Source organism: Bacillus sp. FSL M7-1345 (assembly GCF_038006985.1).
Lineage (GTDB): Bacteria > Bacillota > Bacilli > Bacillales > Bacillaceae_G > Bacillus_A > Bacillus_A cereus_U.
Window position 1 is genome coordinate 642,328 of record NZ_JBBOWG010000001.1, and the last position, 17,980, is coordinate 660,307.

Sequence of the window (17,980 nt, forward strand, 5' to 3'; positions counted from 1 at the left end):
CAGATGCCAAATATTGCAGTAGTAGGTAGTATTTCAATGGACTTAGTGGCTGTTTCAAAAATACGGCCGAAAGCAGGCGAAACGGTAATTGGTGAAGCATTTCATACGATCCCAGGAGGGAAAGGGGCCAACCAAGCAGTAGCTGCAGCTAGATTAGGAGCAAATGTAGCGATGGTTGGTGCAGTAGGAAATGATGATTACGGAACAGTAGTTAGAAAAAATTTAGAGAACGAACGCGTTTTTATCGACTATGTGGTACCGGTTACAGATAGAACGACAGGAATCGCTCATATCGTTTTAGCAGAAGAGGATAACAGCATTGTTGTCGTACAAGGAGCAAATGCTCTTGTAAATGAGCCGATTGTAGATCGTTCAAAAGACCTTCTTGTAAAAGCAGATATGGTTGTTCTTCAACTAGAGATTCCGCTTGAAACAGTAAAATACGTTCTGGCTATTTGTGAGGAGCATAAAATTCCAGTTATGTTGAATCCGGCTCCAGCACAATTTTTATCAGAAGATATTTTAGAAAAAGCGACTTATATTACGCCGAATGAGCATGAATGTCGCATCGTATTAAATGATTTCACATCACCAATTGAAGAGTTACTGGCTAAATATCCAAACAAACTACTGATGACAGAAGGTTCTAATGGTGTTCGTTTTCATAACGGAACGGAAGTTGTTCAAGTTCCAAGTATTGCCGTAGATGTAGTAGATACGACTGGAGCTGGTGATACATTTAATGGCGCGTTAGCAGTTGCGCTTTCTGAAGGAGAAACACTTCAAAAGGCTATTCGTTTCGCAAATATTGCTGGTGGTCTTTCTGTAACAAGACTTGGGGCACAGGGCGGTATGCCAACGAGAGATAGAGTACGTGAAGTGCAGGTGATTGTTGGATGAAAAAGCACGGTGTATTAAATAGTGAAATTGCGGCAGTCCTTGCTTCACTTGGACATACAGATACGATTGTAATTGCTGATTGCGGGTTACCTATTCCTGATGGAGTAAAACGAATTGATTTAGCAGTTGAAATTGGAAAGCCTAGCTTTTTAGACGTATTACAAGTAGTTGCTGATGATATGGCAATTGAGAAAGTGACATTAGCAGAAGAAGTCATTATGAACAATGCGGTGGTAAATAAAGAAGTTGAGATGTGTTTAATAGAGCCAGCATTTGAATATGTGTCTCATAAGGAATTTAAAGAGCATACAAAGAGAGCGAAGGCGATTATTCGTACAGGAGAAGCAACGCCTTATGCGAATGTTATTTTACATGCAGGCGTGATTTTTTAATAAAGGGATGTGATGAGAATGCATATTGAAATGAAGAACATTTCAAAAGCGTTCAGTGGTAATCCTGTTCTAAAAAACGCACAGTTTATGATTGAAACAGGAGAAGTCCATGCATTGATGGGGGAAAACGGAGCGGGGAAATCGACGCTCATGAAGATTCTAACAGGTGTATATAAAAAAGACAGTGGAGCAGTCACAATTGATGGACAAGAACGAACTTTTAAAAATGCGAAAGAAGCGGAAGAGTACGGTATTGCATTTATTCATCAAGAGTTGAACATATTACCGAATTTAACGGTAGCTGAAAATATGTTTCTTGGAAAAGAGTTAATGTATGGAAAAACGGGCATTTTACGTACGCGTCAAATGAATGCGATTGCCCAGCAGCAATTGGCAGATCTTGGTCTACATGTGAGAGGCGCTATGCTAGCAGGTGAATTATCAGTTGGACAACAGCAAATTATTGAAATTGCTAAAGCATTAATGACAAATGCGAGCGTTATTATTATGGATGAACCTACAGCAGCGTTAACAGATCGCGAAATTGAAACACTGTTTATTGTTATTAATAAATTGCGTAAAGAGGGCGTTTCGTTCGTTTATATTTCACACCGGATGGAAGAAATTTTTTCAATATGTGATGCTATTACGATTTTACGTGATGGAGAATATGTAGGGAAAAGATTAATTCCGGAGACATCATTTGATGAAGTAGTTAGCATGATGGTGGGTCGTAGTATTGGTGAACGTTATCCAGAACGAAATAGTCAAATTGGCGAAGTGATTTTTGAAATGCGTAACGGAACGAAAAAGGGGAAATTTGAAAATGTTTCGTTTCAAGTTAGAAAAGGTGAAATCCTTGGTGTTGCGGGCTTGATGGGAGCTGGTCGCACGGATATTATGAAAGCGATATTTGGATATGAACCGCTTGATTCAGGACAAATTTTTATGAATGGACAAGAAGTGAAAATTGATAGTCCAATTGATGCGATTAGACAACGAATTGCCTTTATTACAGAGGATAGAAAATCTGAAGGGCTTGTGTTAGATTTTTCGATTCGTGAAAATTTAGCTTTACCAAATTTAGAAAGTCTTTCAAAGGGAAGCGTTGTTAATAAAGGTTTAGAACAGCAATTTACAGAGGATATGATGAAGCTTCTTAACGTGAAAGCAGCAAACGGAGAGCAAGCTGTAAAATCTCTTTCTGGTGGAAATCAGCAAAAGATTGTAATTGCAAAATGGTTAGGTATTCATCCGCAGTTACTCATTTTAGATGAACCAACGAGAGGTGTAGATGTTGGGGCTAAAAAAGAAATTTACTCTATTATGAATAAGCTTACCGAGCAAGGAGATTCCGTTATTATGGTATCGTCTGAGCTTCCAGAAGTTTTAGGAATGAGTGATCGTGTTCTCGTCATTCATGAGGGGAAAATCGGTGGTATTTTAGAGAAGGATCAGGCATCGCAAGAGTCTATTATGGCACTAGCTACAGGGGGAGAGTAAGATATGGCTAAGAAGGGGAATGTATTACAACAACTTGGTTCTTTAATTGGATTAGTATTAATTATCGTAGTAATTACAGCTTTAAATCCAGCATTTATTGAAATTCCAAATTTATTTAATATACTGCGCCAAGTATCGATTAATGCACTCATTGCATTTGGAATGACCTTCGTTATTTTAACAGGGGGTATTGACTTATCGGTAGGTTCTATTTTAGCATTATCAAGTGCACTTGTTGCCGGAATGATGGCAAGTGGCATGGATCCGTTCCTTGCAATGGTAGTTGGATTATTAGCAGGTCTTGCAATGGGAATTATAAACGGTATCATTATTGCGAAGGGAAAAGTAGCTCCGTTTATTGCAACTTTAGCAACAATGACTATTTTTCGCGGGTTGACGCTTGTTTATATGGACGGACGTCCGATCACTGGTCTTGGTGATCATTTAATGTTCCAAATGTTTGGCCGTGGTTATTTCCTTGGTATTCCTGTGCCAGCCGTTACAATGATGATCGCTTTTGCAGTACTGTACTTTATTTTAAAGAAAACAACGTTTGGTCGCCGTACGTTTGCGATTGGTGGAAATGAAGAAGCGGCAGCTTTATCTGGTATTAATGTTACGAGAATTAAAGTAATGATTTACGGTCTTTCCGGAATTTTGGCAGCGCTTGCAGGTATTGTCTTAACATCAAGATTAGATTCTGCACAGCCGACTGCTGGTACTTCTTACGAATTAGATGCAATTGCTGCAGTTGTGTTAGGAGGAACGAGTCTTTCAGGTGGAAGAGGATGGATTGTTGGTACATTCATCGGTGTGCTTATTATTGGTGTACTAAATAACGGTTTAAATTTATTAGGTGTATCTTCTTTCTTCCAACAAGTTGTAAAAGGACTTGTAATCTTACTAGCTGTACTAATTGATCGTCGAAAAGAAGCGTAATGGAGGGGCAATTCATGAAAAAATGGTTACTGGTACTCGTTGCATGCATCATGGTAGTTACTGCTGGTTGTTCAATGGAACCACCAGATTGGGCAAAGGATTCTGGCGATAAAGGTCGAAATAAAACTATTAAAGTTGGATTTTCTGTTTCCACTTTAAATAATCCATTTTTCGTCACGTTGAAAAAAGGTGCAGAAAAGAAAGCAAAAGATAGTGGCATTGAACTAATTGCTGTTGATGCACAAAATGATGCAGCGAAGCAAACAAACGATGTTGAAGATTTAATTCAAAAAGGTGTCGATGTAGTTGTTATTAATCCAACTGACTCAGATGCCGTTGCTTCAGCGGTAAGTGCAGCTAATGCAGCCAATGTTCCTGTTATTACAGTAGACCGAGTTGCGAATTCAGGTAAAGTTGTTTCTCACATTGCTTCTAACAATGTCGAAGGTGGTCAAATGGCTAGTGATTACATTCGGGAATTAGTTGGTGAAGGAACAAATGTTGCTGAGTTAGAAGGAATCCCAGGATCGTCTGCTGCTCGTGAGCGTGGGAAAGGATTCCATAACGTAGCTGATAAGTCTTTAAAAGTAGTAGCAAAACAAGCAGCTGATTTCGATCGTGCAAAAGGGTTATCCGTTATGGAAAATATTTTGCAAGCAAATAGCGATATAAAAGCAGTGTTTGCTCATAACGATGAAATGGCATTAGGCGCACTTGAGGCGTTGAAATCTGCTGGCAAAACGGACGTAGTCGTTGTTGGATTTGATGCAACGGACGATGCTGTAAAAGCGGTTAAAGATGGGCGCATGGCAGCAACAGTCGCTCAAAAACCGGAATTAATCGGAGAGAAGGCGATGGAAACAGCGAAAGAAATAACACAAGGTAAAAAAGTGGACAAATTTGTTCCGATTGAATTAGAGCTTATTAAGAAAAAATAAATAAATATAAAATGAAAATTAGGAAGGAAGAATAACAAATGAAATTTTTTATTGATACAGCAAACATTAACGAAATTAAAGAGGCAAATGCATTAGGTGTAGTAGCTGGAGTAACGACAAATCCATCACTTGTAGCAAAAGAAGGCGTAGATTTCCATGAGCGTATTCGTGAAATTTGCAGCTTTATTGAAGGACCTGTAAGCGCAGAAGTAATTAGCTTAGAAGCTGATAAAATGATTGAAGAAGGAAAAGAGTTAGCAAAAATCGCTCCAAACGTTGTTGTAAAAGTTCCAATGACAACAGAAGGCTTAAAAGCAGTAAAAGCATTCTCAGATTTAGGAATTCGTACAAACGTTACATTAGTATTCTCAGCAGTGCAAGCATTACTTGCAGCTCGCGCTGGTGCGACATACGTTTCACCGTTCTTAGGTCGCTTAGATGATATCGGTCATAACGGTATGGACTTAATTCGCCAAATCGCAGAAATCTTTGCAATTCACGGCATTGAAACAGAAATCATTGCAGCATCTGTACGTCACAGTGTTCACGTAACAGAAGCAGCATTAAACGGTTCACATATTGCAACAATCCCAGCAAACGTAATCGCTTCATTAGTGAAGCACCCATTAACAGATCAAGGAATTGAGAAATTCTTAGCTGATTGGGAAAAAACACAAGAGAAATAATACGAAATAGAGAACCCGAGTTTAATTAACTTGGGTTCTTTTTTTTGTTTGAAAGAATTTTCATGCAATTGTGCATATTGTCTTTTAAATTTTTAATATAAGCTATTTAATATATAACAAATCACTCTTTATTTTTCACATTTCGACATAAAAAGATAGAGGGTCTGACCAGAAAACTGGAGGGCATGATTCTATAACAGAAAGCTTATTGCTTATAGAATCATGTCTTTTATTATACAAGGGAGGATAGATTACGTGTTTTTATCTGAAGTTTAAGATTGATACAAGGGGATGATTAAAATGAGAAAAAAAGCGCCATTTAAAGTGTTGTCATCATTAACGATCGCGACATTCATCGGATGCTCAGCTGTAATGAGTGCTCCGTTAGCATACGCAGAAACGCCAGCAAAAGAAAGTGTGTCTACAACGCCAATTGATCATAACTTAATTCAAGAAGATCGTTTAGCGGAAGCGCTGAAAGAAAGAGGAACAATTAATCCAGCATCATCAAAAGAAGAGACAAAAAAGGCTGTAGAGCAATATATTGAAAAGAAACAAGGGGATCAGGCAAATAAAGAAATTCTTCCAGATGATGCTGCTCAAGAAGCATCTGATTTCGTGAAAAAGGTAAAAGAGAAAAAGATGGAAGAAAAGGAAAACGTAAAGAAAGCTGAAAAAAATGTTAGCCCTGAGCAAAAGCCAGAGCCAAATAAAAAGCAATTAGATGGGAAAGTTCCAACTTCTAAGGCGAAACAAGCTCCATATAGTGGATCTGTTCGCAATGATAAAGTGTTAGTGTTACTCGTTGAATTTAGTGATTATAAACATAATAATATTGAACAAATACCAGGTTATATGTATTCGAAAGATTTTAGTAGAGACCATTATCAAAAAATGTTATTTGGTAATGAACCTTACACATTATTTGATGGTTCGAAAGTAAAAACATTTAAACAATATTATGAAGAGCAGTCTGGCGGTAGTTATACGACAGACGGATATGTAACGGAGTGGCTAACTGTCCCAGGCAAAGCATCTGATTACGGAGCTGATGGTAGCAGTGGTCATGATAATAAAGGACCAAAAGGAGCACGTGATTTAGTGAAGGAAGCTTTAAATGCAGCAGCTGAAAAGGGATTAGATTTATCTCAATTTGATCAATTCGATAGATATGATACAAATGGTGACGGTAATCAAAATGAATCTGACGGTGTAATTGATCATTTAATGGTAATCCATGCTGGTGTTGGTCAAGAAGCTGGTGGCGGTAAATTAGGTGATGATGCGATTTGGTCACATCGTTCAAAATTAGCAAGAGATCCAGTAGCGATTGAAGGTACAAAATCAAAGGTAGATTATTGGGATGGAAAAGTAGCAGCGCATGATTACACAATTGAACCAGAAGACGGTGCAGTAGGTGTGTTTGCACATGAATTTGGACATGACCTTGGTTTACCGGATGAATATGATACGAAGTATACTGGAACTGGATCACCAGTCGAAGCTTGGTCATTGATGAGTGGAGGTAGCTGGACAGGGAAAATCGCAGGAACAGAGCCAACTAGTTTTTCTCCACAAAATAAAGACTTTTTACAAAAGAATATGGGCGGCAACTGGGCGAAAATTTTAGAAGTAGATTACGATAAAATTAAGCGTGGTGTAGGAGTTCCTACATATATTGATCAAAGTGTTACAAAATCAAATCGTCCAGGTATAGTACGTGTCAATTTACCAGATAAGAGTATCGAAACAATTAAGCCTGGGTTTGGAAAACAGGCATACTATAGTACAAGAGGCGATGATATTCATACGAAATTAGAAACACCGTTCTTTGATTTAACGAAGGGAACAAATGCAAAGTTTGATTATAAGGCGAATTATGAATTAGAAGCTGAGTGTGATTTCATCGAAGTACATGTTGTAACTGAAGATGGAACAAAAACATTGATTGATAGATTAGGAGAAAAGATAGTACAAGATGATAAAGATACAACAGATGGGAAATGGATTGATAAATCATACGATTTAAGTCAGTTCAAAGGGAAGAAAGTTAAACTACAATTCGACTATATTACAGATCCAGCTTTAACATATAAAGGTTTTGCAATGGATAATGTAAATGTAACAGTTGATGGACAAGTAGTATTTTCAGATGATGCAGAAGGACAATCTAAAATGAAGTTAAATGGATTCGTTGTTTCTGATGGGACAGAAAAGAAACCCCATTATTATTATCTAGAGTGGAGAAACTATGCTGGGTCAGATAATGGATTAAAAGCGGGAAGAGGTCCGGTGTATAATACAGGTCTTGTCGTTTGGTATGCAGATGATAGCTTCAAAGATAACTGGGTTGGGGTGCATCCAGGTGAAGGATTCCTTGGTGTTGTTGACTCTCATCCAGAAGCGTTAGTTGGCAATCTAAACGGGAAACCAGCGCACGGTAATACTGGAATGCAAATTGCAGATGCTGCATTTTCATTTGATCAAACGCCAGCATGGAGTGCAAATTCATTAACACGTGGACAATTTAATTATACCGGATTACAAGGTGTTACAACATTTGATGATTCAAAAGTATACAGCAACAAACAAATTGCTGACGCAGGACGCAAAGTTCCAAACCTTGGCCTTAAATTCCAAGTTGTTGGACAAGCAGATGATAAGTCTGCAGGTGCTGTTTGGATTAGACGTTAATAAAGTGAAACTTTAATCAGTGGGGGTTTTGTCCATCCCCCACCAATCGGGATAAAATAAAAGCACATTCTTCATATGAAGAATGTGCTTTTTTATTTGTACAGTACGTTATTATTTTAGCTCATGTAATACAACTGTTGATTCATGTGTAGTGTATCAAATTATGTGGGGAAAGGAAATATTTCCGAGGAAATTGTCGAAGTATCGTTGGTATTTATAAACTTTCTTTTTAAAAGAAGAGATGTAGCATTGCTTTTACAGTGCAATTTATTTACATTGTTATTTGGCTATACACAAAAGTAATATATTAGGCGAAAAAAGAGCTCTATTGGATAGAGCTCCTTTTTAATGACAGAAAGGAGTGAGTTATAAATGAAAGAAACAATTGCATGTCCACAATGTGAAGAGATTATTACTGCACAACATATTATCGATATCCCACATCCTTTTTCATTAAGGTGTCCGCATTGTAAGGTAAAGCTGAAAGAAATGAGGATAACACCATGTTTAATATTAGCGGCAATTTGTATTATCCCACTGTTTATTATTATTGGAGAGAGTATTAAAGAATTGCTAGGAAAACATTTTTCTATTGTAGATCATGTACCAACCGTACTTATTTTCTTCTTATTTTGTTATCCGTTGTATTATTTCTATGAAAAATATAATGCCATATTATTCATTAAATATGGTTTGTTGAAAGTTAAAAGTTGAATTGAATAGGAGATTATCATTATGTTGTGGAAAATTTATTTAGTAATTGTAGCGATATTAGCTATTACTTCGTTAGTAAGAGGGATGTTTCAAACACCGATCGTTTGGCAATGCATCTTTGTGTTTAGCATCATTTGGACTTTAACTGCAGTTTTTGTTTTACGATTATATGAAGAGAAAGATGAGCCATTACCTTTTATATTTAAATTAATTGGCATTATCCCAACTTTTCCGTTATATTACGGATTATATCAATATGCATTTTAAAAAAAAGACAATGATGGGCTACCCCATCATTGTCTTTTTCACTTTGCTTCTTACATAAATCATGCCAGCAAATGTTAATAAGAATGCAGTTCCGATAACAAAGCTAGCGCTAGGTGATGCCCCGATTGCTCCGACTGTAAAGGAGCCAGCAACAACTCCTAACGAGAAGAATGCATAAAACAATCCGAATGCTTTCCCTCGGTTACCATCTGTTGTATTTTCAACAAGTAAAGCATTAATTGCTGGGAAGAGGATAGCGAATCCAATTCCATAAATCATCATAACGATAAAGAGCATGCCTTTTGTTGCAAATAATCCGAGTAAAGATAACGCTAGTGCCATTACTGCAATCCCGATTAGCATTAGTTTTGAACGATTAAATCGATCGTAAATGCGATTTGTTGGCAGTAAGAAGAAGAGGATAGCGGTAATTCCGAATACACTTAACATCATGCCTGTTGTAGATGCTTTAAGTGCTAACGCCTCAACTTTTACTGGTAACATATAAGTGACAATCCCTTGTGAAAACATGAGTGTGAAAGCACCAATATATGCTTGTAATAACGGTTCAGATCTCAATAGTTCAATCATATCTTCTTTGTTCATCATTTGTGTTCTTGATGTATCTTTCCTTGATACGTTATTTGGTAAGAAGAATAGAGATACGATTGTACCAAGGACCATTAAAATCGAAATGGTAATGAACACCCACTCTATACCAGCTGTTGCTTTCATAATGCCGCTGAAAGCAGGTCCTACGATTGCCGCTGTTCCAACAGCAGCACCAGATAGAGCCATTGCCTTACCTTGCCTTGCTGAATTTGTTTGTTTTGATAAAAACGTAAAGGCAGCAGGAATTAAAAATCCGTCACTAAAACCGTGCATAAAGCGCACAACTAATAGTTGTTCACCACTTTGAACAACGGTGTATAACAAGACTATGAAACTCGTAATTCCCATGCTTATATAAAGGATTTTTTTTGCACCAAATTTATCAACAGCGGCTCCAGCAATAATATTACCGATCATATTAGCGAATGAGTACATACCGACAACTAGCCCGATAACAAGAGGGGTTCCTCCAAGGCTTTGAGCGAAAGTACTCATAATAGGTAATTGTGAAAATGTATCTAAAAACGCTACGATAACAATAAAGTAAATAAAATATTTCAAGCGATATTCACCTCTCCTATGCTATTATGGCATAATGCTAATTTCAACCGCAATGAAATTGAATTAACAGATGTGGAAAAAAGTACAAAGTGACAAAATATTGAACGTTATTTGTTAAAAATTAGTGAAAATGAGATTGTTTTTTGAAATATATGGATAAAAGTATTATAATAGATTTGTAAACTTCACCAGGTTAAGTATATACATAGAGAGGGATGTATAAAATGAAAGCATTACTTTGGCATAATCAACATGATGTACGAGTAGAAGAAGTACCAGAACCAACTGTAAGACCAGGAGCAGTGAAAATTAAAGTTAAATGGTGTGGTATCTGCGGGACAGACCTGCATGAATATTTAGCAGGTCCTATTTTTATTCCAACAGAAGAACATCCATTAACACACGTAAAAGCACCGGTTATTTTAGGTCATGAGTTTAGTGGTGAGGTAGTAGAAATTGGTGAAGGAGTTACATCTCATAAAGTGGGAGACCGCATTGTTGTAGAACCAATTTATTCTTGTGGTAAATGTGAAGCTTGTAAACATGGACATTACAATGTTTGTGAACAACTTGTTTTCCACGGTCTTGGTGGAGACGGCGGTGGTTTCTCTGAATATACAGTAGTACCAGAAGATATGGTTCATCATATTCCAGATGAAATGACGTATGAACAAGGTGCGCTTGTAGAACCAGCAGCAGTAGCAGTTCATGCAGTACGTCAAAGTAAATTAAAAGAAGGGGAAGCTGTAGCAGTATTTGGTTGTGGTCCAATTGGACTTCTTGTTATCCAAGCAGCTAAAGCAGCAGGAGCAACTCCTGTTATCGCAGTGGAACTTTCTAAAGAACGTCAAGAGCTAGCTAAATTAGCAGGTGCTGATTACGTATTAAATCCAGTAACTCAAGATGTACTAGCAGAAATTCGTAACTTAACAAATGGTTTAGGTGTAAATGTTAGCTTTGAAGTAACAGGTGTTGAAGTTGTACTTCGTCAAGCAATTGAAAGTACAAGTTTTGAAGGCCAAACTGTAATTGTTAGTGTGTGGGAAAAAGATGCGACAATTACTCCGAACAACCTTGTATTAAAAGAAAAAGAAGTTATCGGTATTCTTGGATATCGTCATATATTCCCAGCTGTTATTAAATTAATTAGCTCTGGCCAAATTCAAGCAGAGAAATTAATTACGAAAAAAATTACAGTGGACCAAGTTGTTGAAGAAGGCTTTGAAGCACTTGTAAAAGATAAAAAACAAGTGAAAATTCTTGTTTCACCTAAATAATATACAATAGAAAAGGGCTACTTTTTTTCTATACTGAAAGGTGATAGACTTTCCTTTAACTAAAGGTATTTTTGTTTGGAAGGGGAAGTCCAATGCTTTCATTTATGTTGACATTGAAACGGATGTTAAGAGCCTGTTTACGAGCATGGAAAGATAAAGAGTTTCAAGTGTTATTCGTATTAACAATTTTGACATTAACATCGGGGACGATTTTTTATAGTACAGTTGAAGGATTACGTCCTCTTGACGCTTTATATTTTAGTGTGGTCACGTTGACGACTGTCGGTGATGGGAATTTTAGTCCGCAAACTGATTTTGGAAAGGTATTTACGATCTTATACATATTTATCGGGATTGGATTAGTGTTTGGATTTATTCATAAATTGGCAGTTAATGTGCAACTGCCAAGTATATTATCGAAAAGAAAAAAAGAGTAAAGCAGTTAATCGCTTTACTCTTTTTTTACATTAGTTTAGAAAATTATTTGCAGTAGCTTAACAATACTTTATTACAATGTAAGTGTATTCATTCATTACGTTCACTATGTATAAAGTTATAGTAATATGAACATTTGCATATTTTAATTTATTGATAGAAATTTTGTGAAAGGTGGGATATTCTAGTCATAGGTTAACCGGAAGACATCATAGGATCCTAAAAAAATATGAACAATAATTCAATTATAAAATGGAGGATTTCAGATGAAAAAGAAAGTTCTTGCTTTAGCAGCAGCTATTACGTTAGTAGCGCCATTACAAAGCGTTGCATTTGCTCATGAAAACGATGGAGGACAGAGAGTTGGAGTTATTCCGCGCTGGTCTGCTGAAGATAAGCATAAAGAAGGCGTAAACTCTCATTTATGGATTGTAAACCGTGCAATGGATATTATGTCTCGTAATACAACACTTGTAAAACAAGATCAAGTTGCACTATTAAATGAATGGCGTACGGAGTTAGAGAACGGTATTTATGCTGCTGACTATGAAAATCCTTATTATGATAATAGCACATTTGCTTCACACTTCTATGACCCTGACAATGGAAAAACTTATATTCCATTTGCAAAGCAGGCAAAGGAAACTGGAGCTAAATATTTCAAATTAGCAGGTGAGTCATACAAAAATAAAGATATGAAACAAGCATTCTTCTATTTGGGGTTATCTCTTCATTATTTAGGGGATGTAAATCAACCGATGCATGCAGCAAACTTTACAAATCTTTCGTATCCACAAGGGTTCCATTCTAAATATGAAAACTTTGTAGATACGATAAAAGATAATTATAAAGTAACGGATGGAAATGGATATTGGAACTGGAAAGGTACAAATCCAGAAGATTGGATTCATGGAGCGGCAGTAGTTGCGAAACAAGATTACTCTGGCATTGTAAATGATAATACGAAAGATTGGTTCGTGAAAGCAGCTGTATCACAAGAATATGCAGATAAATGGCGCGCTGAAGTTACACCAATGACAGGTACGCGATTAATGGATGCACAACGTGTTACTGCTGGATACATCCAGCTTTGGTTTGATACGTACGGAAATCGTTAAATATTTGAAAAAGGTCAAATCTCAGAATAGAGTATTTGGCCTTTTTATCACTACACAGTACATGGAGGTATGAAACGTGAAAGGTAAATTGCTAAAAGGTGTACTTAGCTTTGGTATTGGTTTAGGAGCTTTATATAGTGGATCTTCAGCTCAAGCAGAAATGTCTACAAATCAAAATGATACGTTAAAAGTAATGACCCATAATGTATATATGTTATCAACGAATTTATATCCAAACTGGGGACAAAATGAGCGTGCGGATTTAATTGGGGCAGCGGATTATATGAAAAATCAAGATGTTGTTATATTAAATGAAGTGTTTGATAATAGTGCTTCAAATCGCTTATTAGGAAATTTGAAGAAAGAATATCCAAATCAAACGGCAGTATTAGGTCGTAGTAGTGGAAGCGAGTGGGATAAGACGTTAGGCAACTATTCATCTTCGACTCCTGAAGATGGAGGTGTAGCGATTGTGAGTAAATGGCCAATTGTTGAAAAGATTCAATATGTATTCGAAAAAGGCTGTGGACCAGATAACTTATCAAATAAAGGATTTGTATACACAAAAGTTAAGAAAAATGATCGTTTTGTGCATGTAATTGGGACTCATTTACAAGCTGAAGATAGTATGTGTGGAAAAACTTCGCCGGCATCTGTACGTACAAAACAGCTACAAGAAATTCAAGAGTTTATTAAAAATAAAAATATACCAAATAACGATTATGTGTTAATTGGTGGTGATATGAATGTGAATAAAATAAATGCTGAGAACAATAGTGACTCAGAGTACGCATCCATGTTCAAAACATTGCACGCTTCTATTCCATCTTATACTGGACATACTGCAACTTGGGATGCGACGACAAACAGTATTGCGAAATATAACTTCCCCGATAGTCCTGCCGAGTATTTAGATTATATTATTACAAGTAAGGACCATGCTAATCCATCGTATATAGAGAATAAGGTGTTACAGTCGAAATCGCCACAATGGACTGTTACGTCATGGCTCAAAAAATATACATATAATGATTACTCGGATCATTATCCAGTAGAGGCGACTATTTCTATGAAGTAGAGTAGCCTAAAAAAAGTTTCTTCGTAAAGAAGAAACTTTTTTTATTTGAAAACAGGAAAATCATTCTTTCTTTCCAATATGTATAAGACATATATAGAAGAGGAGAGAAAAATGTGGATAGAGGAATTTTTAAGGAAGTCCCATTACCGTGTGCATTTTTAGATGAAGTGGCTTTAGAGAGGAATATTCAATCGATTATAGAGTTAAGTGGAGATAAGAAGATTCGTATAGCGAGTAAATCATTACGCTCTGTTCCAATTATGAAAAAGATTTTAGCTGCAAATAATCGCTTTCAAGGTATTATGTGTTTTTCTCCTAGAGAAGCTTTGTTTTTAATTGAACAAGGATTTAATGATCTACTGCTCGGATATCCTGCTTATGATGAAAGAGCTTTATATGAAATTAGTTTGCTAACAAAGCAAGGGCTCATTATAACTTGTATGGTGGATTGTGAAGACCATATTGTTTATTTAGAAAAAATTGCTGAGAAGTCTAAAGGGTGTTTTCGCGTTTGTTTGGATATTGATATGAGTAGCCGTTTTTTAAAATTTCATTTTGGTGTAAAAAGATCCCCGGTAAAAGATGTGCAGAGCGCTTTGAAAATAGTAGAAAAGGTGAAGGGCTCATCATATTTAATACTAGATGGTGTAATGGGATATGAAGCTCAAATTGCCGGGGTGGGGGATCATATACCGAATCAATGGATGAAAAGTAAAGTGGTTTCGTATTTAAAGAAGAAATCAGTGTTAGAGGTTAAAGAAAGAAGAGGACGTATCGTAAAAGAAATACAAAACCTTGGTAGTGAACTAAGATTTGTAAATGGGGGAGGAACGGGAAGTATAAAAACAACCGAGCAAGATAACTCAGTTACGGAGATTACTGTAGGATCCGCCTTTTACTCTCCTAAACTGTTTGATTATTATAAAGAAGTAAAATTTCAGCCAGCCGTTGGATTTACTTTACCAGTTGTACGTAAACCGGCTCCTTTTATTTATACTTGCCTAGGTGGCGGATATATTGCTTCAGGTGCAGTTGGTAAAGATAAAGAGCCTGAGGTTTGGCGACCGGGTGGTGCAAAACTATTAGCTTTAGAAGGTGCTGGTGAAGTGCAAACGCCAATTTTTTATAACGGTGAGGAACGAGTAGCGATAGGAGATTCTATCTTGTTTCGTCATAGTAAAGCTGGAGAGTTATGTGAGCGTTTTCCTGTTTTGTATCGCATTAAACAAGGGGAAATTGTTGGAGAGTATTCAACATATCGGGGGGATGGACAATGCTTTCTATAAAGGGACAAAAATGGAGAAATTGGACAGGGAATGTAGAAGGAACACCGCATTATACGATGTATCCAAAAAGTATACAAGATGTAGTAGAAGTTGCGGGGCTTGCACGAAAAAAAGGAAAGAAAATTCGTGTTGTCGGTTCAGGGCATTCTTTTACACCTCTCGTGCAAACGGAAGAAATTTTAGTTTCTTTAGATGAATTGAAGGGCATTATGAATATTGATGCAGATAAGATGACTGTTGAAGTGTGGGCGGGAACAAAGTTACATGATTTAGGGAAGTTACTTCAGGAAAAAGGTTATGCGCAAGAAAATTTAGGGGATATTGATTCACAATCTATTGCAGGAGCGATTAGTACGGGAACTCATGGGACGGGTGTTACATTTGGGAGTTTATCAACACAAGTTATAGAGATTACGGCAGTTTTATCAACAGGTGAGAGTATAGTTTGTTCAGAAACCGAAAACGCCGAATATTGGAAAGCATTTCAGTTGTCGCTTGGAATGCTAGGTATTATTGTAAAGATAAAATTGAAGGTTATCCCAGCGTATTCTCTCGTTTATGAAAGCGAAAAACAGTCATTAACTACTGTAATGAACAAACTAGAAGAATATAAGAAGAATCGTCATTTTGAATTTTTCGTTTTTCCTTATTCAGATGAAGTGCAAGTGAAATTTACAAACGAAACAACGAGTAAAGAAAGTGATTTGAAATGGCATAAACTAAAGGTGGAGTTACTTGAAAATAGGATGTTCTCTTTGTTATCTAAAGGGTGTAAATGGTTTCCTTCTATAAGTAAAGGAGTAAGCCGATTATCAGCTAAGGCTGTACCAAACACGAAAATAATTGGCGTAAGCTATGAAGTGTTCGCTACATCACGTACAGTTCCATTTTATGAAATGGAGTATAGTGTTCCTTCAAAGTATATGAGGACTGTTGTAGAAGAAATTTCAAATCTTATTGAAAAGAAAAAGTATAAGGTACACTTCCCTATTGAATGCCGTTATGTGAAAGGTGATGATATATGGCTCAGTCCAGCGTACGGAAGAGATTCAGCGTATATTGCTGTTCATATGTATAAAGGTATGAAGTATGCCGCTTATTTTGGTGAAGTGGAGAAAATTTTTCTAAAGTATGAAGGGCGCCCACATTGGGGGAAAATGCATACGTTAACGTACGAAAAATTACAAAATATATATCCAGAATTGCATTCGTTTCTAAAAATGAGGAAGTCACTAGATGAAACAGGAATGTTTTTAAGCCCTTATACAGAAAAGTTATTTACGAGTATGAAAAAAAGCTGACAAATTATTATTTGTCAGCTTTTTTAAGTGTAATTGCATTTCTTGTATGACTAATACGCTCGTAAAATAGTAATTTATCACTGCTAAATACATGTAATAAAACATGAATAATAAATAGCCCGTTAATTACGAATTGGAATAACAATATAACCAGTAATACTAAAGGCTCTGTATGATTTAAAATAGAGCTACTAGAAAGGATATAATTGATTCCACCTAAAATAAAGTAGAATATACCGTAACGAATGAATAATTCCTTCATTGTAATATGTTCGGATTTTCCTTTAACGTAAATACGAAGCAATGCTTTCCCAATTGTTTTTCCGTTCGTAAAGTATGGAATGATAATAAAGTAAATTAAGATTGAACATGCAATGAAAAGGAGTTCGTATACATTTGTATAAGATTGGATGTTAGAAATAAATAGTGAGTTCCCTTTGTTTTTAATGAAAGGTACAACGATAGATAAGAAAATCCAATCAATTTGCATAGCAATGAGACGACGAACGAATCCAACTGGTTTCGTTTCTAAATCAATATGACTATCTAACTCGCTCGCTTTCGGAAGGAAGTACGTAAATATTGGTGCGATAATAAAACCAATGATTCCTCCTAATGTATTTAAAAACAAATCGTCTATATCGAATAGGCGATAGGCACAATTATATATACCATATAATCCAGTCACCTGTGTTAGCTCGAAAAATAGTGAAAGACAAAAAGAAATACAAATAGTCTGTAAGAAACTACGTCGGAAATAATAACGTAAGTAAATACCGAATGGAACGGTTAATAGAACGTTAAAAGCAACTTGTAAAAATGCAGATTCTTTTAATAACAAGAAATAAGTAGTTGGTTTCGTTAAAATTGCCGATGTATGGTTACTAATCTCTTGTATGAAATAAAATGGTGAGAGTTGCATATGCTGTGTATTAGCGGGTTGTAGGCTACAAGTATCATACGTTTGTGGTAACGGCAAAATAACAAGAAAATAGGCATTTAATAAGTAAAGTAATAATGAGTATAAAATAAATGAGCGCCATTTATTTAAATAACCGTATTTTCGATAATTAAATATTAAAAAAGGAATTAATAGAAACATTGCTAAAATAGGAAATAAAATAAAAGCTGTTTTTACTGGAAATAAATATGCAGTCAAAATGAAGCTCCTTTCAATGAAATTTCGTTTATCATTATAGCGCTTAAAAGAATTTAAAACAAAGTTGAAATAGCTCGAAATAGAAAAAATTACAAATTTTAAATAGATTAAGTTATAATA

At 36.1% G+C, this 17,980-nt stretch carries 17 protein-coding genes; 15 read left to right on the forward strand and 2 right to left on the reverse strand.

Going from position 1 to position 17,980, the window contains the following annotated elements; genetic code table 11:
* The first annotated feature begins 3 nt into the window (after positions 1-3).
* The 9 genes from rbsK to MHB76_RS03285 all read left to right on the forward strand — a co-directional run bounded on the left by rbsK (position 4) and on the right by MHB76_RS03285 (position 9,033).
* Positions 4-900, forward strand: a complete 897-nt coding sequence (gene rbsK, locus MHB76_RS03245) for a ribokinase (protein ID WP_078173825.1) — start codon at positions 4-6, stop codon at positions 898-900.
* Positions 897-1,292 (forward strand): D-ribose pyranase, encoded by a 396-nt coding sequence (gene rbsD / locus MHB76_RS03250; RefSeq protein ID WP_002114121.1) that lies wholly within the window; start codon positions 897-899, stop codon positions 1,290-1,292. Before rbsK ends, rbsD begins: the two co-directional genes overlap by 4 nt.
* 18 nt (positions 1,293-1,310) lie before the next feature.
* Positions 1,311-2,795: a ribose ABC transporter ATP-binding protein RbsA gene (gene rbsA, locus MHB76_RS03255; protein ID WP_016103542.1), complete on the forward strand. Its 1,485-nt coding sequence runs from the start codon at positions 1,311-1,313 to the stop codon at positions 2,793-2,795.
* A 3-nt stretch (positions 2,796-2,798) separates the two neighbouring features.
* Complete coding sequence (locus tag MHB76_RS03260) at positions 2,799-3,734, forward strand: ABC transporter permease subunit (RefSeq protein WP_002114125.1); 936 nt, start codon at positions 2,799-2,801, stop codon at positions 3,732-3,734.
* A 14-nt stretch (positions 3,735-3,748) separates the two neighbouring features.
* On the forward strand, positions 3,749-4,672 hold the full coding sequence (gene rbsB / locus MHB76_RS03265) for a ribose ABC transporter substrate-binding protein RbsB (protein WP_078173823.1): 924 nt from the start codon (positions 3,749-3,751) through the stop codon (positions 4,670-4,672).
* Positions 4,673-4,710: 38 nt separating this feature from the next.
* Entirely contained in the window at positions 4,711-5,358 is a 648-nt protein-coding gene (gene fsa / locus MHB76_RS03270; RefSeq protein WP_000667669.1) for a fructose-6-phosphate aldolase, read from the forward strand.
* A 300-nt stretch (positions 5,359-5,658) separates the two neighbouring features.
* Positions 5,659-8,052, forward strand: coding sequence for a M6 family metalloprotease immune inhibitor InhA2 (gene inhA2 / locus MHB76_RS03275; protein WP_078173822.1), 2,394 nt, complete (start codon positions 5,659-5,661; stop codon positions 8,050-8,052).
* A gap of 372 nt (positions 8,053-8,424) precedes the next feature.
* A complete protein-coding gene (locus MHB76_RS03280; protein ID WP_002201770.1) occupies positions 8,425-8,766 on the forward strand; it encodes a hypothetical protein in 342 nt (113 codons plus the stop codon).
* Positions 8,767-8,787: 21 nt separating this feature from the next.
* Complete coding sequence (locus tag MHB76_RS03285; RefSeq protein WP_078173821.1) at positions 8,788-9,033, forward strand: hypothetical protein; 246 nt, start codon at positions 8,788-8,790, stop codon at positions 9,031-9,033.
* Between the two features lie 18 nt (positions 9,034-9,051).
* Here the strand turns inward: MHB76_RS03285 and MHB76_RS03290 are convergent, their stop codons facing one another.
* Positions 9,052-10,206: an MFS transporter gene (locus tag MHB76_RS03290; protein ID WP_002114139.1), complete on the reverse strand. Its 1,155-nt coding sequence runs from the start codon at positions 10,204-10,206 to the stop codon at positions 9,052-9,054.
* Positions 10,207-10,430: 224 nt separating this feature from the next.
* Between MHB76_RS03290 and bdhA the strand changes: the two genes are divergently transcribed.
* The 6 genes from bdhA to MHB76_RS03320 all read left to right on the forward strand — a co-directional run bounded on the left by bdhA (position 10,431) and on the right by MHB76_RS03320 (position 16,701).
* Positions 10,431-11,483: a (R,R)-butanediol dehydrogenase gene (gene bdhA, locus MHB76_RS03295; RefSeq protein WP_078173820.1), complete on the forward strand. Its 1,053-nt coding sequence runs from the start codon at positions 10,431-10,433 to the stop codon at positions 11,481-11,483.
* Between the two features lie 92 nt (positions 11,484-11,575).
* Entirely contained in the window at positions 11,576-11,920 is a 345-nt protein-coding gene (locus tag MHB76_RS03300; protein WP_002114144.1) for a potassium channel family protein, read from the forward strand.
* A 264-nt stretch (positions 11,921-12,184) separates the two neighbouring features.
* Positions 12,185-13,036 carry a phospholipase CerA gene (gene cerA, locus MHB76_RS03305; RefSeq protein ID WP_002114146.1) on the forward strand — a complete coding sequence of 284 codons (852 nt, stop codon included), beginning with the start codon at positions 12,185-12,187 and terminating at the stop codon, positions 13,034-13,036.
* A 76-nt stretch (positions 13,037-13,112) separates the two neighbouring features.
* Positions 13,113-14,114, forward strand: coding sequence for a sphingomyelinase C (sph, locus tag MHB76_RS03310; RefSeq protein ID WP_002114147.1), 1,002 nt, complete (start codon positions 13,113-13,115; stop codon positions 14,112-14,114).
* Positions 14,115-14,227: 113 nt separating this feature from the next.
* Positions 14,228-15,400: an amino acid deaminase/aldolase gene (locus tag MHB76_RS03315; protein ID WP_078173819.1), complete on the forward strand. Its 1,173-nt coding sequence runs from the start codon at positions 14,228-14,230 to the stop codon at positions 15,398-15,400.
* Entirely contained in the window at positions 15,388-16,701 is a 1,314-nt protein-coding gene (locus MHB76_RS03320) for a D-arabinono-1,4-lactone oxidase (RefSeq protein WP_078173818.1), read from the forward strand. Before MHB76_RS03315 ends, MHB76_RS03320 begins: the two co-directional genes overlap by 13 nt.
* A 7-nt stretch (positions 16,702-16,708) precedes the next feature.
* On the opposite strand, the gene MHB76_RS03325 is transcribed toward MHB76_RS03320, so the two are convergent.
* A complete protein-coding gene (locus MHB76_RS03325; RefSeq protein ID WP_078173817.1) occupies positions 16,709-17,860 on the reverse strand; it encodes a VanZ family protein in 1,152 nt (383 codons plus the stop codon).
* Positions 17,861-17,980: the final 120 nt, after the last annotated feature.

Excerpts from the sequence above, each read along its gene's own strand:
- rbsK (WP_078173825.1), top strand. The coding sequence starts at position 4 with ATGCCAAATATTGCAGTAGTAGGTAGTATTTCAATGGACTTAGTGGCT.
- rbsD (WP_002114121.1), top strand. The coding sequence starts at position 897 with ATGAAAAAGCACGGTGTATTAAATAGTGAAATTGCGGCAGTCCTTGCT.
- rbsA (WP_016103542.1), top strand. The coding sequence starts at position 1,311 with ATGCATATTGAAATGAAGAACATTTCAAAAGCGTTCAGTGGTAATCCT.
- MHB76_RS03260 (WP_002114125.1), top strand. The coding sequence starts at position 2,799 with ATGGCTAAGAAGGGGAATGTATTACAACAACTTGGTTCTTTAATTGGA.
- rbsB (WP_078173823.1), top strand. The coding sequence starts at position 3,749 with ATGAAAAAATGGTTACTGGTACTCGTTGCATGCATCATGGTAGTTACT.
- fsa (WP_000667669.1), top strand. The coding sequence starts at position 4,711 with ATGAAATTTTTTATTGATACAGCAAACATTAACGAAATTAAAGAGGCA.
- inhA2 (WP_078173822.1), top strand. The coding sequence starts at position 5,659 with ATGAGAAAAAAAGCGCCATTTAAAGTGTTGTCATCATTAACGATCGCG.
- MHB76_RS03280 (WP_002201770.1), top strand. The coding sequence starts at position 8,425 with ATGAAAGAAACAATTGCATGTCCACAATGTGAAGAGATTATTACTGCA.
- MHB76_RS03285 (WP_078173821.1), top strand. The coding sequence starts at position 8,788 with ATGTTGTGGAAAATTTATTTAGTAATTGTAGCGATATTAGCTATTACT.
- bdhA (WP_078173820.1), top strand. The coding sequence starts at position 10,431 with ATGAAAGCATTACTTTGGCATAATCAACATGATGTACGAGTAGAAGAA.
- MHB76_RS03300 (WP_002114144.1), top strand. The coding sequence starts at position 11,576 with ATGCTTTCATTTATGTTGACATTGAAACGGATGTTAAGAGCCTGTTTA.
- cerA (WP_002114146.1), top strand. The coding sequence starts at position 12,185 with ATGAAAAAGAAAGTTCTTGCTTTAGCAGCAGCTATTACGTTAGTAGCG.
- MHB76_RS03320 (WP_078173818.1), top strand. The coding sequence starts at position 15,388 with ATGCTTTCTATAAAGGGACAAAAATGGAGAAATTGGACAGGGAATGTA.